Genomic DNA, 23354 nt, shown 5'->3' on the forward strand with positions numbered 1-23354 from the left:
CATTCGGGGATCTGATCTCTTTCGGAAGCGACTTGAAATTTACCGACTTTTCGAAATCAGGCCCTCGATATACTGCTATCCCAAACTCTCCATTTGGTTGGAACGTAACATGAGTGAAGCTGTGAGGTGATTTGGCATTGTCACCAATAAGCCGTCGCGGGCCACCTCCCAAACAAGCTTGGGAAACATAAGCCACACCGTCTTTCCAGCCTGGGTAGAAAGCATGATGGTGGCCTGACAGATGCAGAACGACCCCGCTTTCCAGATAGATTTTTTCAAGTGTTGGGTCACCGATGATTTCGCGTTCGCGCTGGATCGCGAAGGGCCAAAGTGGGAGGTGACTGAAAGTGACAATCGGGTCTCCATTTGCACCCAGTTCCACAAGTCGGTCCTGCTGATCGCCAGATAGCGGCCCTAGGGTCGTAGCATCCAAAGACGCAAACGTTACGCCCTGCATCTCAAACGCGTAGAAAAACGGATAGTCATCCGAAACCAGGAAGTCGACGTCTGGCTTTCTCGGTGTCCATTCCTCTGCGTATATTTTTCTTTCACGCTCGAACCCTCGGTAGGCGGAGGCATCATGGTTTCCAGGCGTGACCGCAAATGGAATTCCGGCAGCCGCTAAAGGATCTGATACGGCCTTGTGAAACGCCTTCCACATCTCCCTGACCTGTTTGTCTGACAAATTGGGAATTCGTTGTCCCGCGACCATATCGCCCGTCGAAATCACCAGATCGGGATCAATCTCGATTATCCGCTTAATCGCCTTGCCGACGCGCGCATCGTATTTTACCGAGCCATAGCTTCCGTTCAGATCCGAGATCACCACGATCCGAACGGCCTCCGCTGCCGCCTGATCACTGGCCAGCGCCCAAAGCAAAAGGCCAATCGCGAGGTTACGCCGGATCACAATTGATCTCATCAGGCACGACGTCGCCAGTAAGGAAGAACTCTTTTGGGTTCAGATCGAACCGTAACCGCCCCGCTCTGCAGCCTTCCTGAAGGATGCCGGTTGCGAGTTCTGTGTTGTTGACGACCTGAGTGACCTCTCTGTCCTTTAACCCAAGGCTTGCCGAAAGCCACTGGTAGATTGGCCCCTGCGATTGCAGATCACGATCGAGCGCCACGAGGCGTTCGTAGACCTTGCCGTCGAAGTGCCTGAGCTTTTCTAGCATCTGCGTCGTCTTAGCGAAGTTCGCGTAGGCCACCCGCGCCCCCGCATCGTTGTCGTTGAGGTTGGTGCGCCTGAGAAGCATCGCGCCCGCCGGCACGTCGCCATCACCCGGTTCATGATGCTTTGCCTTCTTGTGCTCTAGATCGCCCTTTTCGATCCAGTAATAGTAGGGCGTGAAGTCGATGTTACCCACCCGGTCCTGCTGGCTGAAGATGAAGTCGAGAAGCACAATCTCGGAAATCTCGCGCGTCCAGTAGGCCATCTGCTCACGGGGTATGTCGGGCCCGAGATCGCGGCTGATCTGGCCGTCACGGCGGGCTTTGGCGAGCCCGGTATCGATCGCCTCGATCAGCGGCGCGTCTTCGCGCAGCGCCAGGAACGCCGGCGTCTCCTGGAAGTCCAAGTTCTGGCCCTTGCCCCAGCCAGACTTCCGCGTTCCGTTGAGCTCGGATCCGTACCGATGGCCCGGGCTTGACGTCAGGATGCCGTATATCTGTGTGCGGTCCTTGGTGAAGATGTCGCTTGTGGGGCTGTAGGAGGCCGGGTTTGCCCATGACCAAACCTTCCTCTTTCAAGTACTTCAAAACCAGTCCCGAGATTATCCGCCTGTCCGCCTTGGCAACTGACCGACTATTCGAATGAGAGCCCTAGAACGGCCGTAAGGTCCGCACAGCGGTCACTGGCGCACTGCGCAGCGAACGACTGTTCCGAGCCCAAAGCAGCCTTAAGCCAGCAAGCGTAAACGATTCACTTTCAGTTATTCGGTGTGTACCAAATAGGAGAAGTGTACGCCCGTTCCTGAGTTGTCATCGGTACATCTGAACTCATCTCGACCCCAAATTTTACGGCATCGTAAGCAGTCCACCGTGGTGTTGGGATTTCGATCACGCGAGCATAATAGAAAGCGAGTTCCGAGGGATCGAAGTCCGGGTCTGTCCAAACCGCTACCAACTCCGACGCGCCGATCGTGTTCGTCCAAGACGGAATGGACAAGTCGACCGTGCTCCCAACAGTTGGCAGCTTACCATTTTCGTCCGGGCTTCTGTCTCCACCCCATGCCACGTCATAGACTTTCTCCTGCGCCTCACCGGTATCCGCATCAACCCAACCTTTAATGATCTGGATGCGGTCGAGGTTTGCGCCAACGGGGTCACGCAATGAATAGACCAAGAAGTCCGGCGCCTCGCCTTCAGCGACGGTGAGGTCACCGCCCATCGGCACCCCTCCACCGTAACCAATCCGAGCCAGGTCACGCCGTGCAATTGCGTCTTCGGAATAGTCACCGCCGAAGAAGCGGACAGTCATGCGCGGGCCAGTAGTGCCATAGGCTTCGCGACGTTCCATTGCGTCGAATATAGATGTTCGCGTGTTTTCCCGCGCCCACACGGCGGTCAATCCGGCGGCACTGTAACCCCAACCGTAGTAAGCTACATCGCCATCAGAAAAAGACTTCCCGACATGGCTTGCACGTTCTGCATTTGGTTCGTAAGCCGTGTGTTTACCAAAGAAATTGTCTTCTGTGACGGCAGACAAACCAGTGTGGGTGTCTGTGGCCGCGCTGGCACCGAACTTGTAGGGGTTCACACCAAGTTCAGCCTGAATAGCAAGGCCGCGCAGTAGCCCTGACCGTGCATATTCTCCGGGCAGCATCTCCGGCGTTTTTGTAACGCTGGCATCAAGGTTGCCAAAATCCCATGTCTCGTAGTCGGCAAACTCATCTTCTGTCGACAACAGCGGGTGCGTTTCACCATCGCCCTTGATTTGGGACCACTCGTAAAGCGGTTCCCACTTCGCGCGGGCTTCGGCGTATGCGCGGTCCAACGGCGGTTTGCCCTCTGCAAAGTCATCAACCAGTGAAAACACCCAACCATTGGATAGATTGCCATTATGCGCAATCGCGAGGGCATCTCCGCCTGTAGTGTCTTCGAAATTCTGAAGCCAGGCATAGAGGTCCCGCGGATTAGATGAGCCTACCGGTGGCGTCGTTGTATAGGGCAGTATCTGGCGCGCAATGTCAGGCCCATCGCGCAGGATCACGTTGCGATGCAGGTTGTTGCCTTGGACAAGTGAGGTCCATTCGAAAGCGATGAAAGTCGTAAACACACCGGGATTATTAAACTCTTCTGCTGCATCGATAATGTCACCCCAAACTGTCGCAAATGCCGGATTGCCGGCTTGATAGTTGAGCGCGGGGGAGACTGTACCTTGGGCAAAACTCGCAATGAGTTGCTGCATCGCACGAAGGGCCTCTTCGCCACCCGCATTGAAAGCATTGTGAAACTCGCGGCCTTGCTCGTCAGCCAGAATGTTGGGGGCTCCCGAAATAATGTCCGTGATAGCCCCCATCGCGTCGGAATGGTCAGTAATCATGTAAAAATCAAACGGGCGGTGCAGTTTAACGGGCTGTCCAGTGTTAGAAGTAACTTGCTCTCCTCGTGCAAAACGATAAGCATCGCGTGGCATGAGGCGTGTTCCACCGCCTCCCGCATCTGCCGACAGGCCAGTATGTACGTGTGTATCCCCGAAGAAAACACTCTCTGGATAGGCGCGATCAGCGTAAGGTGAATAAGGTCGCCCCTTCAAAAACGTATCGCTGGCGTCAGGCGGAGCAACTTGCGCAAAAGAAGCAGTCCCTGTGACAAAGGCCATACATACAACAAGGTACTGTAACCGCATCTTGGAAAATCCCTGAAGCTTCAAAACTGGTCTCTTAATCCTAGGACTTTATCCAGCCAAACTACCAAAAGCTATCAATTCAAAAACGGCGGCTTTGTCCGCTTAGCCTACCTCTGGCGCGCTGGGAGGCCTTTGATGGCTGACAGAAGTTGTCAGATGACCGCTCTGAGCCCATAGGGGTCGCAAAAAAAATGCCGTGCCAAGGAAACTTAATGCTACACATAGAACATTCTTGAATATGAATATCACTACGGGATTTGGTCTAGCACGGCTCTAAAACCCGAAACCGTCGGAAATGATGTTGACCGCAATCCCGTGTGTCAATGTGGAGGGAGGGTTAGAAATGCCTGCAACCAATAGATTGAAGCTAACTGTAGCAGTCTTGGTCTCATTCGTTTCCACTACTGAATTGGCGCTATCCCAATCGCAAGTGGGCTCTCCAGACGGAACAACCACAATTGATGGCAGGCAATTGCCTCCGGAACCTCCGGTGTTCGGGGGAAAAATTGAGGAGCAAGCGACCAATTCAACCCCTTGGTGGCCGCCGCGTGTCGTGCCACCTGAGAACGCGCCAAATATCCTCCTCATTATGTTGGATGATGCTGGGTATGGTATTCCTAGTACTTTTGGCGGCGTCATCCCGACTGATACGATGGATGAATTGGCAAAAGAGGGTTTGAGTTTTACGAACATCTATTCGACCGCACTTTGTTCACCGACCAGGGCAGCCTTGATGACAGGCCGCAATCATCACTCGGTCGGGTTCGGAGTGATTTCGGAATCTTCGACCGGGTATCCCGGCTACAACAGTATTATTCCAGACAACAAAGCCACTATCGGGAGGATACTTTCAGACAATGGCTACGCCACTTCATGGTTTGGAAAAAATCATAACACTCCAGCATTTGCGGCGAGCCAGGCTGGTCCATTTGACAAATGGCCGACTGGTTTAGGTTTTGAGTACTTTTATGGGTTTGTTGGTGGAGACGCGAACCAATGGCAGCCGAACCTATATCGAAACACCACCCCGATTTACCCGTTTGAAGGTGATCCTGAGTGGAACCTGATCACCGGAATGGCCGACGATGCGATTGACCACATTTCGCGGTTGCACCAAATCGAGCCAAGTAAGCCTTTCTTTGTCAAATATGTGCCCGGTGCAACGCATGCGCCTCACCACCCGACCAAAGAGTGGGTCGAGAAGATCGAGGCGATGAACCTGTTTGATGGCGGGTACGAAGCACTTAGGCAGACAATTTTTGAGAACCAGAAAAAGTTGGGGCTTGTCCCGCAAGATGCAACGCTGTCGCCTTGGCCTGCAGACAAAATCAAGCCGTGGGATCAATTGACAGACGACGAGAAAAAACTCTTCGTGCGGCAGGTGGAAGTGTTCGCCGCCTATGCGGCTTATACAGACCATGAAATTGGGCGTGTGATTGACGCAATAGAGGACCTTGGAAAACGTGACAACACGCTGATCTTCTACATCAACGGTGACAATGGCACCTCGGCTGAGGGCGGGCCGATGGGGACACCGAACGAGGTGGCTTGGTTCAACGGTATCGCAGAGATGCCTGCAAAAACGCAGTTGCAGTGGTACGATGTTTGGGGAACCGAAGAGACTTACAACCACATGTCGGCAGGATGGTCCTGGGCTTTTGATACTCCGTTCGATTACTTCAAGCAGAATGCAAACAGGCTTGGCGGCATCCGACAGAACATGGTGGTGTCATGGCCTGACGGAATCGCAGACAAAGGCGGTCAGCGAGATCAGTTCATGCATGTAATCGACGTCGTGCCGACGATCCTCGAAGTCACCGGAATTGAAGCGCCGTTGGAAGTCGACGGGATTGTTCAATCTCCAATTGAAGGCACCAGCTTTGCCTATACCTTCGATGAGAAAAACAAGAATGCACCGAGCCGCCACCGAACTCAGTACTTCGAGATGATGGGACAATGGGCTTTGTATCACGAAGGTTGGTTACTGAGCACCAAAGTAAACCGGATGCCATGGGAAACGCCAAAGACGCCAAACCCTGACCCTTTGAACAACCAAGTGCTCGAGCTTTACGATCTAACCACGGATATGAATCAAAGAAATGATCTGGCGGCGCAGCACCCAGAGAAGATCGAAGAACTGAAGGCTATATTTATAGAAGAAGCAAATAAGTATCAGGTCTTCCCGATGGATGCCTCGGTCACGTCCAGAATTTCATTGCCTCGGCCAAGCATTGCGGCGGGACGAAACGAGTTCGTCTATGTCCGGCCAATGACTGGGGTTCCTCAGGGAGATTCCCCAAGTATTCTTAACAGCTCGTACACCATTACAGCAGAGATAGATGTGCCCGAAGGTGGTGCTGAAGGCATGATTTTGACATCAGGCGGCCGCTTTGCAGGTTACGGTTTCTACCTACTTGATGGCAAGCCAGTCTTTCTCTGGAATATGTTGAATCTCGAACGGATCAAATGGGAAGGCAAAGAGGCCTTGGCACCCGGAAAGCACACTCTGGAGTTTGACTTCAAATATGACGGTCTCGGACTAGGAACCCTCGCATATGGAAGCACCAGTGGTTTAGGCCAGGGTGGCACCGGGACGCTGAAAGTCGATGGCGAAGTCGTAGCAACCCAAAAGATGAAGAACACTATTCCCACGACCCTTCAGTGGGACGAGGCGTTTGACATAGGTTCTGATACATTGACTGGCCTTAACGACGACGATTACCAACCACCTTTCCCACTAACCGCTAAGCTGGAAAAGCTAACGATAAAAATCGACCGGCCCCAGTTGAGTCAAGCCGACATTCAAAAGCTCGAAGACGCGATGCAAAGAGCAAGCGACTAGTTGGCTCACAGGGTTGAGAGGCTGCCTACCTGCTTGAGTCGGGCAGTGGAAAGCCGGATGGTATATTTGTCCGCTTCGTCCCGCAGAGCGGTCGTTCGCGCTGGTCGCGGCGAATGACCGCTTCGAGCCCGAAGCGGACGTGCTCGCGCCGTGCCTATCTCACCTCAAGTACAAAAACTTTCGCTCCAAATTCTGGCTCCGCCAAAAGGAATAGCCTGAAGTCCGGAGACTGCTCCACGTCGCGAACGGCTGTGGTACCTTTCGCGGCGGAGTGTCGTGCCGAGAGGAAAATATGTTTAGAAAGAAAGCCTTTTCGTGCGAGCATTATAATCAAATGACCGCTTGAAATCAGGCTAAGGAACAAATGAACGGCGCTCAAGCACTCGTAAAAACCCTTTTGAACAATGGCGTGGATACAGTCTTCGCAAATCCCGGCACCTCGGAAATGCACTTTGTCGCAGCCTTGGATGAACACCCGGAGATGAATTGCATTCTTTGCCTGTTCGAAGGAGGAACGACGGGTGCGGCGGATGGGTATTTTCGCATGAAACGTGATGTTGCGGGAACGCTCCTGCATCTTGCGCCTGGCTTTGGCAACGCATTTGCCAATCTGCACAATGCCCGGAAAGCGGGGTCTGGGGTCGTGAACATCGTGGGCGATCACGCAACACATCACCTCCGGTACGAAAGCCCTTTGAAGGGAGACATCCTCGGTATCAGCCAAGCGGTCAGTCATTGGACGCGCGTGACCTCCAATGCCACCGATGTAGCTACGGATGGAGCGGCAGGGGTCCAAGCAGCCCGCGCGCAAAACGGCCAGATCGCGACCCTAGTTCTGCCTGCCGACACAGCTTGGAACGAAGCCAACGCAGCGGCTAACCGTTTGGACAACAGAGTAAGACTCCATCGACCGTCAACAGGCGACATAGAGGCCGCGGCAGCCCGTCTTGTGACGCCGAACGCCGTGCTGATGATTGGCGGATCAGCCCTGTTTGGACCGCAGCGTGAACTTGCTGGACAAATTGCCGCCGCGACGGGGTGCCGGTTGTTGGCCGATACTCTGATACCGCGCATTTCCAAAGGCGCAGGAACAGCAAAGCTAGACCAACTGGTCTATCCGATATCGCCCAAGATCGCTCAGCTTGAAGCAACGTCCTCGATCACTCTGCTTGGCACAGACAGGCCAGTCGCCTTTTTTGCCTATCCAGGGAAACCAAGCGTACCCGAACCTCCGTATTGCCCGATTACCGACTTGTGTACGCCCACAGATGATATCGAGTGGACGTTGCAAGCGCTCGCCGACGCGGTCGGGGTCACAAGCAAAACGGTGGCAGAAACCCATCCGCTCGATCTGCCGGACATTCCCAGCGGGCAGTTGACCCTGGAAAAAGTTGGTTTGGCGTTGGCAGCACTGATCCCGGAAAACGCGATTATCTGTAATGAGTCCGTGACGTCCGGGTTTCACGTCATTCCACCGACAGCCACCGCTCGACCGCATGATCTACTCGCTGGCACCGGCGGAGCGATTGGGCTGTGTTTGCCTTGCGCAACGGGTGCGGCCATCGCGTGCCCGGACCGACAAGTTATTGCCCTGACTGGGGATGGTTCGGCCATGTACACGCTACAATCTCTGTGGACTATGGCGCGGGAAAATCTCGACGTCACGGTGATTGTGTTTGGAAACCGCGGCTATCAAATTCTGCGCGATGAACTCACAAATGTCGGTGTGGCGAGCTATGGTCAGAATGCTCAGGCTATGTTTGACGTGGAGAACCCGACACTAGACTGGGTATCTCTGGCGAAAGGCCACGGTGTTCCTGGGACACGCGCAGATGACATGGACAGCTTTGCGAAGGCGCTCTCTGCCGGTCTCTCCAGCGACGGGCCATCTCTGATCGAAGTTGTGTGTCCCCCGCCAGCATGAGTATTGTGACACGGAACCTGAAGAGCAGATGAGACTTGGGGTGCAAACTGCGGATCGGTATAAGTTGATGCTGTGAAAAGACTTTGCGATGGTTCAAACGGCGGTGAAATTGCCGTTTTGTCCGCGCAGCGATCATTGTCGAATTTTTGACCAGCGTCTGCTTTTGGCCAAAGGAGTCATTGAGAGCTGAAAGTTCGGTTTTTCGTGACCGAACGGCCGCTAAGCGGCGCTTAGCCGGCATCCGACAAAAACCGTTGGATGACTGCCTCGAGCCCATATTGTCCGATGCCGATCGGCGCATGAATGTCCGGTGTTGGCTATCTACTCCATGGTCAGGCGACAAGGCCCAGCTCTTTGTCGGTGGCTGTAACCGCATACTTTTCCCTCGGGGGCATGGGTCTCGATTGCCAAGGCGGTTCGAAGGTGAAACTTGAAACGCTGCGACCGTCAGGTAGGGCGCCGTTTCCGGCCCCGAGCGAGTAGTCGTAGTAGAGTTTGACGATTTCTTCTTCAGTCACCTGCGATGTTTCTGGATGCGCCATGCATGCATCACGCCACGCTCGTACCCGATCATAGTCTTTGCCAACGGGTAGTTTGAACCCTTCGTAGTAGTCAAGGAACCAAAACCGCTTGAACATCGGGGTAAAAACAGCCTCTGCCAAACCGAAGTCATCGAACAGGAACGGGCCAGTCGGACTATGATGAGCCAAGAAGTCATCAAGGTCTCGATAGAGCGCGAGGAGTTTATTCAAATGCTCATCTCGGCGCGCCTGATCCTGATTCATGACAAAGAGATAGCCTGCCATTGTAAAGGGTCCTTCACGGGCGATCAGCATCGACTCAATGGCGTGCTCGGCAGGATCACTGCGGCGCAATGGTGCCCCTGGCAGCGCCTCATCAAGATAGCGCAGGATCACGAGGCTTTCTTTCAATATGCGGCCGTCGCTGGTTTCCAGCACGGGCAAGGCTGTCGTCCCTCGGGTCTTGGCTAGCAATTCGGGATCGCGCGGCCTGGTGATGTCGACGACACGAAATTCCACGGCATCCGTCAGTCCGCGCAGCGCCAGTAGGATTTCCAGTCGCTGCGAGAAGGGGCAGACGGGGATATGATAGACTATGTGTTTGCCAGTCATGGTATCAATCCAATGGTGGGCCAGTGAAGGCCATGTTGTGCCGCTTGGCGCTCTCTTCGATAGCAGGCATGTCCTCAGGAATACGGCACTGACTGCCTGCCATGTCGGCAAAGAAGCCTTCGAATCCGCCGGGCGTCAGAATCACGAGATGGCGGCAAGGTTCGTCGTCTGTCACCTTGAAGGTATGTTCCTTGCCTCGTGGGATGAATACGCTTTCACCGGCCCCTGCGGTGAACTCCTCGCCTTCTAGCCAGAACCTGCATGTTCCGGTGAGGATTACGAAGGTTTCGTCTTCGTTTTGATGCACGTGGCGTGGAGGGCCGCTACCTGAAGGAGACCAACTGTCCACTATAGACATAGTGCCGCCTGTCTGTTCTGGGCCGAGGATGTTTTTGTATTTTACGCCGAGCCATTCGATGGCTCCGTCGATTTGGGCCAGGTCCTTCATCGCTTCTCTCCATTTGCATTGGATTGAAACGAAAGCGCTTCCGTTGACAGAAACTTATCCGAAGGCCAACCTATCAGGCAAACCGCAATATCTAATATAGGATATCGGCCAGGTGAATTTCGCTACGCTGGACCTAAACCTTTTGCGCGTGCTGGACGCCCTCTTTAGCGAAGGCTCAACCGTCAAGGCGGCCGACAAGCTCGCCATGTCGCAATCCGCAGTCTCCGGTGCATTGTCACGTCTTCGTCATGCCTTGGACGACCCCCTTTTTGTCCGGCAGGGAAACCGTTTGGTCGCTACCGATTATGCATCCAAGATTGAATCCGGTTTGCGCGAAGAACTTGAACGTCTGGAAGCTTTGCTAGCCCCACCGGCTACCTTTGACCCGCAAACCGCTGAAGGCACTTTCCGGATCGCCGCCAGCGATTTTTTCGCGGAACTCCTGATGCCGCCTTTGGGTGATTTCCTGCAAAAGTCGGCGCCCAATCTACGAGCGCAGCTGGTTGATCTGGTTCCGAATGACTATGTGGCCAGTCTTGAGCGACGCAACGCTGACATTGCGCTGATCCCGGATTTGCTCCTACCGGACTGGGTCAATCGGGAGCCGCTTTTCCATTCGCCGTTCCACGTGATAGCTCGCAAGGGAAATCCAAAGCTTGAGGGGCTTCAGGAAGGGACACAAATGCACATGAATACGTTCTGTGCGCTCCACCATGTCTTGTTCTCCCCCGAAGGGAACTTGGCCGCGATGGGCGATGCTGCCCTAAACCGCGTCGGAAAACAGCGACAGGTTGCTATGACAGTGCCCGTCTTCAGTGGCGTTTGCCGCGCGGTTAGCGAAAGCGACCTCATCGCGCTTGTACCCGCTCAGCTCGCAAGGAAAGTGGCCAAGACATTCGAACTGAAGGTGTTCGAACCTCCGATGCATATCGAACCAGCGTTGATCATCGGCATCTGGCACAAGCGTTCCGACAACGCCCCGATGGCGGCTTGGATGCGTAGCCAAGTCTTCGAATTGATGAAGGCGTTGGACTTAGGCAGTTAGTCAAACTGTCCTAAGCAGCGCCTTTCGGACTGAAACAAGTTGATGTTTCGAATAACAGAATCGAAATAGGTTCAATCAGCCAATGCAGACATTCGAGCAGCCGCAGCGAACAACCGCTTTGTCCGCAAGGCAGACATTCGCCGCGATTGAGTGAATGACTGCACCGAGCCCAGAGCCGTCGTTTGCTGGGAACGGATCTAGGAAGTCTGATTGTCCTTCATCTGATCTCTTAGCTGTGTCGAGCAAACACACTCGTCGTCCCATCCAGGCCAACGAGCAAGGTTTCGTAGGGCTCTCGTTCGTCTGAAAAATCCATGCCGGGTGATCCCATTGGCATACCTGGAACTGTCAGGCCGAGGCCTTCAGGGTGTTCGGACAAAAGTCGATAGATGTCTTCCGCCGGGACATGACCTTCGACAAAATAGTCCCCAACAATTGCAGTGTGGCAACTGGAAAGCTCATCAGAGATTTTCATTTGTTCTTTAAGCGACCACAGCTGCTCCTGCCCCACGTCTAGCGTATCGGCACGAAATCCTGCGGAAATCAGGTGATCTACCCACGCGGAACAACAGCCGCAGGTTGGCGTCTTGTAGACTTTGATGAGTGGGGCTTCTTGTCCGACGGAAGGAGTGGCCAACACTGCTGCTGTACCCGCTAGTAAAAATTCGCGTCGTTTCATTGGTCTCTTCTCCGCTTCTTCATGGGACTACAAAGATATTGTGCCAGGGCCAAAGTTTTCAATGTTGCCGGACTAAGCATCAAACGGACAGTTTCGATACAAGATCTGAATCTCAATCCAAATAACACTGGTCGCCAAACGTTTTGTGAGTTGCGTCGCGTATGGCTCAAGTTCACTCGAGCGTTCGGCAATTGACCTCGCGATCAACGTCGTGGTGAGGTCCATAGCAACCTTCTAAGCCGTGGCCATGCCAATTGCCTTGGTGGTGCCTGCCCGTGCACCCTGACAATGCAATCACTATGACCAAGAATGCCGCTCTGCGCGAGTGCTTGATCCAACTGTTCTGTTCCATGTGTCGAACAACTTAGCAGCAATCCAGCCATCTATGCTTTGACGCAGGTCAAAGCTCGCGCAGGTGTTGCGGCCTTCGCCGTTGGTGATTTCACGCCTACCGTTGATAAAAAGTACCAGTTGGTCGGTAATTTTCTTAAATAAGATAAATGATTGGACAATTTTCTTAGAACTTGAAAACCTCAGAGACCGCCGCACTCAGCAATGAGTCCCAAGTATCAGGGGTTGACGAGAGAAATGCTGAACAGAAGACACTTACTTGCAACTTCTTTGGCGATGCTTGCGCAGCCTGCACTTTCTTCCTCTGTAGCCGCATCCACTTCTTCGCGATGGTCGGAATGGGACGCAAGGGTAACGCCGCCCAATTTCGATCCCGCAACATCCAATCCTTGGGGTTTAAACCAGCGTTTCCTGCCTCAGCGTGTACAAACCAACCGAGCGCTGGTTCCGGGTGACATACATGTGGATGCTGTGGCGCGGTACTTATACTTCATCGAAAACGGCGGCACGGCGATGCGTTACGGCGTAGCCATTGCCCGAGGTAATCTTTACGAGCCAGGAGTCTACACAATCAAGCGAAAGGCCAAATGGCCACGTTGGACGCCTACCGCCGAAATGATTGAACGCGACCCTTATGAATACGCACAATTCGCGAATGGTGTACCCGGCGGGCCGACAAACCCATTGGGATCAAGGGCGCTTTATTTGTACGAAGGTGGTCGCGATACGTATTTGCGAATACACGGAACACCTTACCCAAGATCTATCGGAGGTCGCGCAAGTTCCGGCTGCGTAAGGATGGCCATGCCGCATATCATCGGGCTTTATGATCGTGTAAGGCCAGGAGCGACGGCGCATCTCCACCCTCCCGAGCGGCTTCTGACCTCAACCAACTGACAGTCGCTTGTCAGGCACGTGTACAGATTGGGCGCCCGTCGATCGTTCTGAGTGGCAGGAAGGTCGTTTCAACTGGACCAACGTAGCGATACCAATAGCAACCGTCCTCAGGCATAATTTTAACGGCATTCAGGTCCTGACCCGGTGCCGCGATCTGGGCAACCGCGTCCGGAACTCGGGAAAGCGCTCCGGCCTGGCTATCTGAAGAAATCGCCGTCGTTTCGGTGCAGGCGCCGACGAACCAAAGTGCGGCTAGTGTTTGTACAGCTTTCTTGGACGACATGTTGCTTAGCCCACTGTGACTAATATTTGTAGTATTGATTACCATCGCATCGACGGGTTATCACATCAATTCACCAAGATCTAAGCGATTGTTAGCGTTGCTTTTTTGCGTTCGGCCGATACGAAAAGCCAAGTTTTTCTCAAAGCGACTTCGGGCTATGCCTAAAAAACGTTTATCAACAATGACTTAATGATTTGGAGCCACCTTTAAAAACTAAGCCCCTGTGCCGACGGCAACGACAATCCAGACGAATTAACCCTTACGCAAAGCCTGTTGCTTGTTGACCTTCCAGCGCAGGAATCCCATCATCACCTCGGCGAAGATGCCCTTGTCGCTCCACCGCTGCCAACGATTGTAGAGCGTCTTGTGCGGCCCGTATGCCGCTGGGGCGTCGCGCCACCGTAGGTCATTGCGATTGATGAAAATAATACCGCTCAACACGCGCCGATCGTCAACGCGAGGTTTGCCGTGCGGCTTTGGGAAGAAGGGCTTAAGACGTGCCATTTGCGCATCCGTTAGCCAGAAAAGATCAGACATGTTCACCGCTCGTTTTTCGAACCGTGAATCACGCGGCCAAGCAGAAATCAATGTGTCCTGAGCCTAGCTCGCCAACTGCAAACCCGTCAAATGACAGAAAAGCAGACGTCTCGAAGCGTTGTGGCCAGTTCTCCCATATAGGCATCATCGTAACCCGAGTCATTCTCAAGCACGCTAAAGAATGCACAGCTGGTGCCGCTGACCATATCCACCATGAGGAACTGCCCTCCATAGCCAGCATGACCGATCAATCGACCGTCGGTCATGATCTGGTTTGAGTACTTGAGCCAATTCTTGGGTGGTGTCATCGTTGGCGCGTGGCGGATCAGAGTTTCTTGCAGGAAACTGGTGTTGGCCATAGTTCGACCGTACAGGTCGCGGCCTTCCCGCGCCAATAGCAACCCGAACCGCGCGAGGTCGCGCACGCATAGGCAACCGCCACCGGAAAATGCAGGGTACCCGTCCTTGCTGAGGCTGATGTGAAAAGCGCCCTCGTATCCTGAGGCATCAACAATCTCTTCGATTTGTTCAGCCAGTGGAATGGGCGAAACTTTGGCCGCTATCAGGGTCAGGACATCCGTGTTCGCGGATTTATAATCGGCTTGTCGCACCCCCGAGTTTGCCCTGAAACCGGTGATCGAGGCGGCGAACTCTGCGAGTGTGGTTTCCGCTTCGTCTGCGTCAGGCAACCGCCATCCCAGTGCAACTTCCTCGGCGTAGCAATCGGCCTTCGGGTCAGCATAATCTTCTGTGAAGTCGTTATCGACACTCATGTCGAGCAGCGATTGCACTGTTGCCTTGGCATAGCCGCTGCCCATATCCGGCAGATAGTCACAGACCCGCGCGTCCAGCGATAGATGCCCCTGCCCGAGCAAACGCCCGATGATTATGTGGATGTGTAGCTTCGTCACCGACTGTATAGAATGCGGCGCTAAGGCCGAAAAATCATTTGCGGCCTTTTCCAGGATGATCTGGTCATCCTTCAAGCAACAGAACGCTGAGAATGCCGGATGGGCAAGCATCTCTGCCAGTTCAGGCACACGGGCGCAAAGATTCTGTTCTGCGGATTCCAGTTCCAAAACCTCTCTGGACCGCACCATGAGACAACGGCGGAACAGCCGATGTGCGTTGTGGAACCCATGGCGGCGAAATTCCGGCTGGTTCCAGCGCTGCTTGTTGTCGTCTCCGACAGTCAGATCAGGATTGGGTATGATTCTATGCCTGCTCATGACCGGGGCACCTGGATCAGGGCATCGACGGCGACGATGTGATCTGGGTAGACAAACATCGGGTTGATCTCGATCTCTGCGACCTCGCCGCGCGCCTTTAGGAATTCAGTGCACAACCGGTGTAGCGCATCCGCAATTCGCGGAATGTCCGCCTGTCGACTGCCCCGGTACCCCTCTAACAAGCGAGCTACACGGAGCGAACACAATGCGCGCTCGATCTCGTCTTTTGAGGCAGGCAACAACACAGTGCGCGCATCTCGGACCAATTCGGTCAAAACACCGCCGCTACCGATGACCAAACTGGGACCAAATTGCGGATCAGCACGCAGCGTGACGATCAGCTCTGCTAGTGGCTTGGGCGACATGACTTCGATCAGGAAGCGATCCGTCACCGCCGCGCGGTCATACGCCGCAACCGATGCCGTCATTGCCTTGATCGCCGAAGACAGCCCCTCTGCATCCTTGATCCCCAAAGCGACCGCGCCCGCTTCGGTCTTGTGAGGCAAGCTTGGTGACATCATTTTCAGCGCGACCGGGTAGCCGATATCTTTCGCAACGCCAGCTGCCTCGGCCGCGTTGCAGACATGTCCGTTTGGCACAGCAACAGCCATTTGCCTGAGCCAGGATTTACCTTTGTCTTCGGTCAATACCATTGGGTTTGGGATAGTTGCACCGGGTCGCAAGGCGGCGAGCCGGTCAACCCTTGTCCGTGCCCTTGTTTCGGACCACCAAATAGCATCACGCATGGCATTCAACGTCTCGTGAATACCCTGCATAGGCGCAACCCCCAGTTCAATGAGATGTCTGCGGGTCCCACGATCAAGATTTTCAGGCAAGGTTGAGCAGATCGCGGCCGGTACAGAGTGTTCTTGAGCGGCTTGCGCGAAAGCTGCAGCATCGTTCTGGTAGTAGATCTTAGACGCGTCCAACCCTTCTGCCGGGTAGTCCTGCACCAGAACGGCTAGATCTGCATGAAGTGCCGAGATCGCTGTGGCAAAGACTGGATATGTCTTCTCGCCGTTCCCCCAGATCGGGGTCGTATAGTCCAGTGGGTTGGATACCGTGGCGATGTCGGGAAGCAGGCTCGTTAATGTATTCTGGCCGCCGGGCCCAATGGTGGGAAAATTGAGCCCAATCTTTTCTGCATGATCGGCCAGCATCGTCGCCCCACCGCCTGAACAGGTAAACCCAGCGATCCGCGCACCCTTGGGAGGGCCCGCCACGCAGAAATACTTCAACGATTCGAGAAATTGGGAGGGACTGGTGACGCTGATCACCCCAATTCGATCAAACAGCGCCTGATAGAGCTCGTTCGAACCCGAAAGCGACCCGGTATGGCTGAACGTGAGCGTCGCTCCGATGGAGGAACTGCCGGTCTTCAGTGCAACCACCGGGACCCCCTGATCCAGGGCTTTCAGCGCGGCGCGTTCGAAAGCAGCAATATCGCGCAACCCTTCGATATGCAATCCAATGGCGCGCACAGCCGGGTCTTCAGCAAAGGCATCCAGGAATTCCTCAATCCCCAAGACCGCCTGATTGCCGGCAGAAACCATATACGCCATTGGCAACGAACGCGCGCTCATTGTGATGTCAGATGAGAACATACCGGACTGGGTAACGATCGCTGCACCGTATCCCGGCGACCAGCCGCCATGTTCAAATGACCAAAGAGCGGCATTGTCGATATAGTTGATCATGCCATAACAGTTTGGACCGATCAGAGCCAAATCCCCTGCGGCTTCGATCAGATCTCGTTCTGATTGTGTGTCGCCAGTTTCCTTGAAACCCGCGGAAAAACAAACGACGCCACCTGCACCCATCTGCTCCAATTCTCTCAGGGCATCGGTAACCCCGGCGGCAGGGATGGCGAGATAGACCGCATCAGGTGGTTCCGGCAGGTTCGCGATGCGAGGAACGCAGGTCACGCCATCCAGATCGGCGCGTTTGGGATTAACGGCCCACATTTGCCCGTGAAATCCACGCCGACGCGCTTCGCGCACGGCAATAGTCGCATCGCGCCCGCCAATAAATGCGATATGGCGCGGCTTTAAAAGACGCTCGAGGTTTTCGCGCCGCGCCGGTGTCATGCGCCAAGAGGCCTCAGGATGGACCTGGTGATGATATGGCGCTGGATTTCGCTGGTGCCGTCCCAAATCCGCTCCAATCGGCTATCGCGCCAAAACCTTTGGATCGGCATTTCCTCCATCAGTCCCATACCACCAAATATCTGCACAGCATCATCGGCAATCTTGTTGAGCATCTCTGAGCAATAAACCTTGACCATTGCCGCATCTGCATCACCCATGACACCCGCTTCGGCGCGCGCAACGGCGTCTTGCACCATCAGATCGGCCGCGCGCAAAGTCATTGCACCGTCTGCCAGACGGAAGCCGGTGGCCTGAAACGTACCGATCGGTTTGCCGAATTGCTTGCGCGTTGCGGCCCAGTCGGTCGCCAGGTCGAGGATGCGCTCGGCCTTTCCGCAGCAGGTCGTACCGACCCAGATGCGCCCCATGCCGAGCCACTTTCCCGACAGCTCGAGTCCGCGACCCTCTTCGCCCAGGATCTGGTCTGGACCAAGGCGCACATTGTCAAAACTCAACTCAAAAGTCTTGTAACCGCGATAGCTGACGCAATGCGTCCCTTCGCGGCAGTCGAACCCCGGAAGGCCCACATCGACCAGAAAAGCCGTCACCCGTTTGCGTGGGCCGTGTGGTGTTTCATCTGTACCAGTTGCCGCAAAGACAATCGCGAAATCCGGCATGCAGGGACCGGAGATAAAATGCTTGGATCCATTCAGGATCCAGTCGTCCCCATCGCGTATCGCATTGGTTTTCATCCCCATGACATCCGAACCTGCGTCAGGCTCTGTCAGGGCAAAGAGCTCACGCTTTTCACCGCGCACGGCAGGATACAAGTATCGCTCGCGCTGATCCCCTTCACAGGCCATCAGCAACTCCGTGGGGCGCGCCGCCCAGCTTTGTAGCGCATGGCTTGTGCGGCCGTATTCCCGCTCGATCAGCGACATCGGCCCATATCCCAGCCCTCCGCCGCCGACCTCTTCGGGCAGGTTGCAGGCGAAGAGGCCCAATTCATGCGACTTCGCCTCGATCTGGCGGCCGATCTCCTCGGGCACATAGCCTAGGCGATCCACCTTTTCTTCATGCGGATACATCTCTGTTTCGACAAATCGGCGAACCGTTTTGACCAGCAGGTCTGTTTCGTGACTGGTTTCCAGATTCATGGCAGCCTCATTCATTCTGCCCGAGCCCGTGCGTTTCGCCGCGACAGTACCGCAGAAACGGCAAAGGCAATCAGGGTGATGGCAATCAGGATAACGGCAGCGGCAGCCACTGTCGGATCGGTGTTTTCACGGATGCCGTTCCACATGCGGCGCGGCAGCGTGTAGACGCTGTATTTCGAGATGAACAAGGTCACCACGATTTCATCCCAGCTGAGGATAAAGGCAAAAAGCGCGCCGGCAAAAACCCCCGGCCTGATCGAAGGCAGGATCACCCGGCGCATGGTGGTCCAGTTGGAGGCCCCGAGATTCTTGGAGGCTTGTTCAAGCTTAGGATCAAACGTTGCCAAGGACGCGCTGACCGTGATCAGCACCATAGGGGCCGCCAGGATCGTATGTGCAAGTATCAAACCGGCGTAGCTGTCCAATAGACCCAGAGGGATCCATAGCCGATAAAACGCCATGGCGGAAATAATCTGCGGTATGATCAATGGAAGCAGCAGAAAGGCGCGAACCAATTCACTATATCGCGACGAAACCCGCCACAGCCCGATCGCACATAGCGTGCCCAAAAGCGTAGCCAGCGCGGAACAGGAAACGGCAATTACGCCGCTTTGGAAAAAGCTCGAAAGCCATTCCTCACTGGTGAACAGCTTCTCGAAATGGCGCAGAGAATACTCACCCTGTGGCATGGACAAAAAGCGTTTCGGCGTCAGTGAGACAGGGATGGCAATCAGGGCCGGGGTCACCAGAAACAACAGCAGCACCCAGGCTCCCACGCGGTTGAAAAACGAGAAAAGGCCCGGCTTCATCGCGCTGCCCCCCCGAACACCGTGCTCAGTTTCATGAACCGCGACATGATCCAAAGCATCACCAAAACACCAATCAGCATAATGGCCGCCAACATCGCCGCCGTGCCCCATTTCAAGGTCACCAGCAACTGAACCGAGATGTATTCCGCCACCATCAGCACCTTGCCGCCGCCCAATACGGCCGGGGTCACATAAAACCCAAGGCTGAGGATGAAGACCAACAGGGTCGAAGCCACAAGCCCCGGCATGGTCATCGGCAGGTAGACGCGCCAGAATGTCTGGCTTCCGCTGGCCCCTAGGTTGCGCGAAGCGTCCATCACCCTCTGATCAATGGATTGCATCGAGACCAGCAGTGGCAACACCGCATAGGGGATCATGTAATGCACCATTCCGATCAGAACACCCAACTCATTGCGCATGAAGGCGACGGGTTCGGCAATCAGGCCGATGTCCTCAAGCGTGACATTGACCAATCCTTTGCGTCCCAGCAGCATGAGCCAGGCGAAGGTGCGTACGAGAATGGATATCCAGAAGGACACCAATAGCAGCGTTAGCATATAGGTCTTCTGGCGCTGGTGGCAGTGGACCATCGCATAGGCGATGGAATAGCCGAATATGACGCTGAAGAGCGTTGTGATGATGCAAATGCGAACCGTGGTCCAGACAATCCGGATCAACGCATCACCCTCCGCCAGCTTGGCATAGTTGCTGAACCCGGGTTCAGGGTCTGTTACGCTCAGCCAAAGGATATTCAAGATCGGCCCGAGATAGAGCGCGACGACCATCAGCATCAAGGGCGCGATGATCAGCCATCCTGGGTGGATATGACGGTTTAAGGCTTGCATCCAAAGCTTTCGAGAGGGGTTTGGCCGCCCGATACTGCGGATCAGGCGACCAGAAGGTTGAGTGGTCAGCTAATCGCTTCGAGGAAGGCATTCACCGCGTCGCCGCCGTTTTTGCCCCACCACTCCGGATCATTGTAGACGATCTTGTCGATGTTCATGGCCGAGGTGATCGCATAAGGTTGCTGGTCTTCAGGAATCTGACCAAAGGCTTCGGGGTTCGATGGTGTCATGCCCAGGCAATCCAACAGTGCCAACTGCGCCGGAATGTCTTGCGCCGTGGCGATGAACTCCATGACAGCGGCACCCGCCGGGTTGCCCTTGGGCACGATATATGCACCTGGCATCGCCATCGCCTGATTGTTCACCAGCTTGTATTGACCATCGGTGTCGTTTTCGATGTTGCGACCCCGGTTCTGCCAGATGATCGCCATCGAGACCTCGTTGTTGACCACCATAGAGTGAACTTCCGATCCCGAGCCCCAATAGAGGCTGTCATCCTTGATTGACTGGATCTTGTTCAGGGCCCGATCCATATCGAGCGGATAGAGATCGCTGCCAGCGACTCCATCCGCCATCAATGCGGCCTCGAGCGACCCATTTGCCCATTTGTAGAGCGCTCGGGTCCCGGGGAATTTCTCGGTATCAAAGAAATCGGCCCAGTTTTGCGGTGGATTGTCGCCGTAGGCTTCGGTGTCATACACAAAGGCATACCCGTAGAGGATGATCGACACCCCATATTCCAACGCATAGCCGGGCAGTGTTTTCTCCTTGGACACCACGGAATAGTCAATCGGCTCCAGGTGGCCGGTTGGTCCAAGTGACACGGCGTTGAACAAGTCCGCATCCGCCACGTCGGCAGTCACATTGCCACTGTCGACCATTTCCTTGATCTTACCTTCCAACGGACCAGAGGTGTCAAATTTCAAACCTTTGCCGGTTTTGGCGGTAAAGGCCTCACCGATGGCCGAGCCATGGCATTCTTCGGATTGGCCGCCCCAATTCCACATCACGACATGGTCTGCCGCCGCTTGGGCGTCGCCTGCCAGTACCGCATTCATTGCAACACCCGAAGCACCGCAAAGCGCCAGAAACGTGCGCCGGTCCATACGGCCAGCCCGGAACGCCTGGGCACTTTCGGCAAGCATTTCCTTTTTGAATTGTTTATCGTGCATTTTCTTCCTCCCATTTGATCCGGGATTTGACCCGGCTTTCGGTCGTGACGCCTCTGGGCGTTCTGTGTTGGGGTGCCTAGCCCGTTTGTAGCTCCACTGCTGCTGAATCTTTCCAAAGCAAATCCACACGCAACCCCTCTGCCAGATCAGAGGCGTTGCGCCAGACGTCGATATCGACCTCGATCTCGGCCCCTTCGTCGGTATCCACGATGATCCTCTGCATCGAGCCAAAATAGGTTATGCTGCGAATGGCCCCCCTCATCCGGGCCTCGGCGTTTTCGTTGCCAGGCATCAGATCAATTTTTTCCGGGCGCAGGGCAAAGACCTTTCCGTTTTGATGAATAAAGTTCGATTTCCCGAGGAAACTGGCGGTGAACTGATTGATCGGGCGCTCGTACAGCTCTTTTGGCGTTCCGACCTGCTCGATCGCGCCGTCGCGCATGATCACGATGCGGTCAGACATCGACAGTGCCTCTTCCTGATCATGAGTGACATAGATGAAGGTAGTGCCAACGCGGCGATGAATGTCCTTGAGCTGCTCCTGCACTTCGACACGCAGCTTTTTGTCCAGCGCTCCCAGCGGTTCGTCCAGCAACAGCACAGGCGGCGCAAAGCACAAGGCACGTGCAAGGGCCACGCGTTGTTGCTGACCACCAGACAACTGCCCCGGTTTGCGATCTGCAAACTCCTGAAGCTGAACCAGCTCCAGCATCTCGTCGACACGGTTCCGAATTTCGTCGGCGGGGCGTTTACGCACGCTTAGCGCATAACCCACGTTGTCGCGAACAGTCATATGGGGGAACAGAGCATATCCTTGAAACACCATGCCGAAATTGCGCTTTTCGGCCGGCACATCCGAGATGGACGCACCGTCCAGCGCAATCTCACCTTTCGATATGTCGAGAAACCCGGCGATCATCATCAACAAGGTGGTTTTGCCCGATCCCGACGGGCCTAACAGCGTCAGGAACTCTCCGTTTCGGATATCCAGGCAGATGTCGTTGACAGCACGGAACTGACCAAAAAACTTGGAGACATTGCGAATTTGCAAGCTACCGGTTTGGGTTGGATCAGCCATCCGCCCCCCTCAGGTTCAGTTTGTTGCGCGCCTCTTGCGGTGTCAGGATCCGCCCACCCATCCGTTCGATAATCTCTCGGGCGCGGGTGACAAGCTGGCCGTTTGTCGCCAGAACCCCGCGGTCAAGGTAGATGTTGTCCTCAAGACCGACACGCACATTCCCCCCAAGCGCGACAGCGGCAGCGGCCATCGGCATCTGCCCCCGCCCGATCCCAAAACTGGCCCAGCTGGCGCCTACGGGCAGTTGCGCCTTCATGGCCGCCATGGTTTCCACCGTTTGATCAGCCCCCCATGGAATCCCAAGGCACAACTGAAACATTGGCGGCGCATCAATCAGCCCCTCCTCCACCATTGCCTTGGCAAATCGGATATGGCCGAGATCGAAGACCTCAAGCTCGGGCTTTACGCCCCATTCCTGAACCAGCGCCGCCATCCGGCGCAGTGTCGGTGGCGTGGAAATATAGATCATGTCCGTGTCGGAAAAATTCAGCGTACCACAATCGAGAGAGCAGATTTCAGGCAGGCATTCCTTGATATGGGCCAACCGTTCTTCTGGGCCGATCATGTCGGTGCCCGGACCGGGCATGGCGGGGTTTGAAGGATCTGAAATCCAATCGCCCCCCATACCTGCCGTAACGTTGATGACCACATCGGTATCGCCTTCACGTATTCGATCCACGATTTCCTTGAAGAGCGCCGGATCGCGCGAGCCCTGCCCCGTTTCAGGATCACGCGCATGCACATGGGCAGCAGAGGCCCCTGCCCTGGCGGCTTCGATTGCCGCATCAGCGATTTCTTTCGGAGTAACCGGCACGTGCGGGCTCTTGCCGGTCGTATCTCCTGCACCGGTAACCGCGCAGGTCAGCACAACATCGTAGGTCATATCCGAGCCCCCCTTTACACATAGATTGAAGCGCGATTGACAGACAAAGATGTCGATTATCCGCCACAGATTGGGTTAGAGTGACGAAAAATCTGACCAAAGTCT

At 55.0% G+C, this 23354-nt stretch carries 19 protein-coding genes and 1 pseudogene; 4 read left to right on the plus strand and 16 right to left on the minus strand.

The window, feature by feature from the left end; all coding sequences use genetic code 11:
• The 3 genes from ACR0MQ_RS21985 to ACR0MQ_RS21995 form a co-directional block, all read right to left on the minus strand.
• A partial coding sequence (locus ACR0MQ_RS21985) for a metallophosphoesterase family protein (protein ID WP_480610892.1) occupies positions 1–910 on the minus strand: 910 nt, incomplete at its 3' end.
• A complete protein-coding gene (locus ACR0MQ_RS21990) occupies positions 897–1577 on the minus strand; it encodes a hypothetical protein (RefSeq protein WP_480610895.1) in 681 nt (226 codons plus the stop codon). The genes ACR0MQ_RS21985 and ACR0MQ_RS21990, both read right to left, overlap by 14 nt.
• A gap of 350 nt (positions 1578–1927) precedes the next feature.
• Positions 1928–3850 (minus strand): DUF3604 domain-containing protein, encoded by a 1923-nt coding sequence (locus ACR0MQ_RS21995; protein ID WP_480610899.1) that lies wholly within the window; start codon positions 3848–3850, stop codon positions 1928–1930.
• Positions 3851–4193: 343 nt separating this feature from the next.
• Between ACR0MQ_RS21995 and ACR0MQ_RS22000 the strand changes: the two genes are divergently transcribed.
• Together ACR0MQ_RS22000 and ACR0MQ_RS22005 are read left to right on the plus strand one after the other, a co-directional pair.
• On the plus strand, positions 4194–6692 hold the full coding sequence (locus tag ACR0MQ_RS22000) for an arylsulfatase (RefSeq protein ID WP_480610902.1): 2499 nt from the start codon (positions 4194–4196) through the stop codon (positions 6690–6692).
• A gap of 364 nt (positions 6693–7056) precedes the next feature.
• The gene (locus tag ACR0MQ_RS22005) at positions 7057–8616 is read left to right on the plus strand and encodes an acetolactate synthase large subunit (RefSeq protein WP_480610905.1); all 1560 of its coding nucleotides are present in this window, start codon (positions 7057–7059) and stop codon (positions 8614–8616) included.
• Between the two features lie 332 nt (positions 8617–8948).
• Here the strand turns inward: ACR0MQ_RS22005 and ACR0MQ_RS22010 are convergent, their stop codons facing one another.
• On the minus strand, positions 8949–9749 hold the full coding sequence (locus ACR0MQ_RS22010; RefSeq protein WP_480610909.1) for a glutathione S-transferase family protein: 801 nt from the start codon (positions 9747–9749) through the stop codon (positions 8949–8951).
• 4 nt (positions 9750–9753) lie between these two features.
• On the minus strand, positions 9754–10197 hold the full coding sequence (locus tag ACR0MQ_RS22015) for a cupin domain-containing protein (protein ID WP_480610912.1): 444 nt from the start codon (positions 10195–10197) through the stop codon (positions 9754–9756).
• A 112-nt stretch (positions 10198–10309) separates the two neighbouring features.
• On the opposite strand from ACR0MQ_RS22015, the gene ACR0MQ_RS22020 reads away from it, so the two are divergent.
• Entirely contained in the window at positions 10310–11242 is a 933-nt protein-coding gene (locus ACR0MQ_RS22020; protein ID WP_170772409.1) for a LysR family transcriptional regulator, read from the plus strand.
• A 229-nt stretch (positions 11243–11471) separates the two neighbouring features.
• Here ACR0MQ_RS22020 and ACR0MQ_RS22025 read toward each other — a convergent pair whose 3' ends face one another.
• Positions 11472–11921, minus strand: a complete 450-nt coding sequence (locus ACR0MQ_RS22025) for a DUF411 domain-containing protein (protein ID WP_480610915.1) — start codon at positions 11919–11921, stop codon at positions 11472–11474.
• A 588-nt stretch (positions 11922–12509) separates the two neighbouring features.
• Between ACR0MQ_RS22025 and ACR0MQ_RS22030 the strand changes: the two genes are divergently transcribed.
• Positions 12510–13169, plus strand: a complete 660-nt coding sequence (locus tag ACR0MQ_RS22030; protein WP_480610918.1) for a L,D-transpeptidase — start codon at positions 12510–12512, stop codon at positions 13167–13169.
• Between the two features lie 10 nt (positions 13170–13179).
• Here ACR0MQ_RS22030 and ACR0MQ_RS22035 read toward each other — a convergent pair whose 3' ends face one another.
• The 10 genes and pseudogenes from ACR0MQ_RS22035 to ACR0MQ_RS22080 form a co-directional block, all read right to left on the minus strand.
• A complete protein-coding gene (locus ACR0MQ_RS22035; protein ID WP_260024793.1) occupies positions 13180–13452 on the minus strand; it encodes a hypothetical protein in 273 nt (90 codons plus the stop codon).
• A gap of 300 nt (positions 13453–13752) precedes the next feature.
• A pseudogene (locus ACR0MQ_RS22040) lies at positions 13753–13989 on the minus strand (transposase); the annotation flags it as partial.
• Between the two features lie 86 nt (positions 13990–14075).
• A complete protein-coding gene (locus ACR0MQ_RS22045) occupies positions 14076–15218 on the minus strand; it encodes a serine hydrolase domain-containing protein (protein ID WP_480610921.1) in 1143 nt (380 codons plus the stop codon).
• Positions 15215–17305 (minus strand): acetate--CoA ligase family protein, encoded by a 2091-nt coding sequence (locus tag ACR0MQ_RS22050; protein ID WP_480610924.1) that lies wholly within the window; start codon positions 17303–17305, stop codon positions 15215–15217. The genes ACR0MQ_RS22045 and ACR0MQ_RS22050 overlap by 4 nt, the downstream gene beginning before the upstream one ends.
• Positions 17302–18462 carry an acyl-CoA dehydrogenase family protein gene (locus ACR0MQ_RS22055; protein WP_058280326.1) on the minus strand — a complete coding sequence of 387 codons (1161 nt, stop codon included), beginning with the start codon at positions 18460–18462 and terminating at the stop codon, positions 17302–17304. The genes ACR0MQ_RS22050 and ACR0MQ_RS22055 overlap by 4 nt, the downstream gene beginning before the upstream one ends.
• A gap of 11 nt (positions 18463–18473) precedes the next feature.
• Positions 18474–19271 carry an ABC transporter permease gene (locus ACR0MQ_RS22060; protein ID WP_480610928.1) on the minus strand — a complete coding sequence of 266 codons (798 nt, stop codon included), beginning with the start codon at positions 19269–19271 and terminating at the stop codon, positions 18474–18476.
• Positions 19268–20116 carry an ABC transporter permease gene (locus tag ACR0MQ_RS22065; protein ID WP_480610931.1) on the minus strand — a complete coding sequence of 283 codons (849 nt, stop codon included), beginning with the start codon at positions 20114–20116 and terminating at the stop codon, positions 19268–19270. The genes ACR0MQ_RS22060 and ACR0MQ_RS22065 overlap by 4 nt, the downstream gene beginning before the upstream one ends.
• 65 nt (positions 20117–20181) lie before the next feature.
• On the minus strand, positions 20182–21288 hold the full coding sequence (locus tag ACR0MQ_RS22070) for an extracellular solute-binding protein (protein WP_058279876.1): 1107 nt from the start codon (positions 21286–21288) through the stop codon (positions 20182–20184).
• Between the two features lie 76 nt (positions 21289–21364).
• The gene (locus ACR0MQ_RS22075) at positions 21365–22366 is read right to left on the minus strand and encodes an ABC transporter ATP-binding protein (RefSeq protein WP_480610935.1); all 1002 of its coding nucleotides are present in this window, start codon (positions 22364–22366) and stop codon (positions 21365–21367) included.
• The gene (locus tag ACR0MQ_RS22080; RefSeq protein ID WP_480610937.1) at positions 22359–23249 is read right to left on the minus strand and encodes a beta-keto acid cleavage family enzyme; all 891 of its coding nucleotides are present in this window, start codon (positions 23247–23249) and stop codon (positions 22359–22361) included. Before ACR0MQ_RS22080 ends, ACR0MQ_RS22075 begins: the two co-directional genes overlap by 8 nt.
• Between the last annotated feature and the right edge of the window lie 105 nt (positions 23250–23354).

The sequence above is a fragment of the Ruegeria sp. AN6 genome, from assembly GCF_056540425.1.

Coding starts and splice junctions, on each gene's coding strand:
- ACR0MQ_RS22000 (WP_480610902.1), top strand. CDS start 4,194: ATGCCTGCAACCAATAGATTGAAGCTAACTGTAGCAGTCTTGGTCTCA.
- ACR0MQ_RS22015 (WP_480610912.1), bottom strand. CDS start 10,197: ATGAAGGACCTGGCCCAAATCGACGGAGCCATCGAATGGCTCGGCGTA.
- ACR0MQ_RS22025 (WP_480610915.1), bottom strand. CDS start 11,921: ATGAAACGACGCGAATTTTTACTAGCGGGTACAGCAGCAGTGTTGGCC.
- ACR0MQ_RS22045 (WP_480610921.1), bottom strand. CDS start 15,218: ATGAGCAGGCATAGAATCATACCCAATCCTGATCTGACTGTCGGAGAC.
- ACR0MQ_RS22035 (WP_260024793.1), bottom strand. CDS start 13,452: ATGTCGTCCAAGAAAGCTGTACAAACACTAGCCGCACTTTGGTTCGTC.
- ACR0MQ_RS22060 (WP_480610928.1), bottom strand. CDS start 19,271: ATGAAGCCGGGCCTTTTCTCGTTTTTCAACCGCGTGGGAGCCTGGGTG.
- ACR0MQ_RS22005 (WP_480610905.1), top strand. CDS start 7,057: ATGAACGGCGCTCAAGCACTCGTAAAAACCCTTTTGAACAATGGCGTG.
- ACR0MQ_RS22080 (WP_480610937.1), bottom strand. CDS start 23,249: ATGACCTACGATGTTGTGCTGACCTGCGCGGTTACCGGTGCAGGAGAT.
- ACR0MQ_RS22030 (WP_480610918.1), top strand. CDS start 12,510: ATGCTGAACAGAAGACACTTACTTGCAACTTCTTTGGCGATGCTTGCG.
- ACR0MQ_RS22010 (WP_480610909.1), bottom strand. CDS start 9,749: ATGACTGGCAAACACATAGTCTATCATATCCCCGTCTGCCCCTTCTCG.
- ACR0MQ_RS22050 (WP_480610924.1), bottom strand. CDS start 17,305: ATGACACCGGCGCGGCGCGAAAACCTCGAGCGTCTTTTAAAGCCGCGC.
- ACR0MQ_RS22070 (WP_058279876.1), bottom strand. CDS start 21,288: ATGCACGATAAACAATTCAAAAAGGAAATGCTTGCCGAAAGTGCCCAG.
- ACR0MQ_RS22065 (WP_480610931.1), bottom strand. CDS start 20,116: ATGCAAGCCTTAAACCGTCATATCCACCCAGGATGGCTGATCATCGCG.
- ACR0MQ_RS21995 (WP_480610899.1), bottom strand. CDS start 3,850: ATGCGGTTACAGTACCTTGTTGTATGTATGGCCTTTGTCACAGGGACT.
- ACR0MQ_RS22055 (WP_058280326.1), bottom strand. CDS start 18,462: ATGAATCTGGAAACCAGTCACGAAACAGACCTGCTGGTCAAAACGGTT.
- ACR0MQ_RS22075 (WP_480610935.1), bottom strand. CDS start 22,366: ATGGCTGATCCAACCCAAACCGGTAGCTTGCAAATTCGCAATGTCTCC.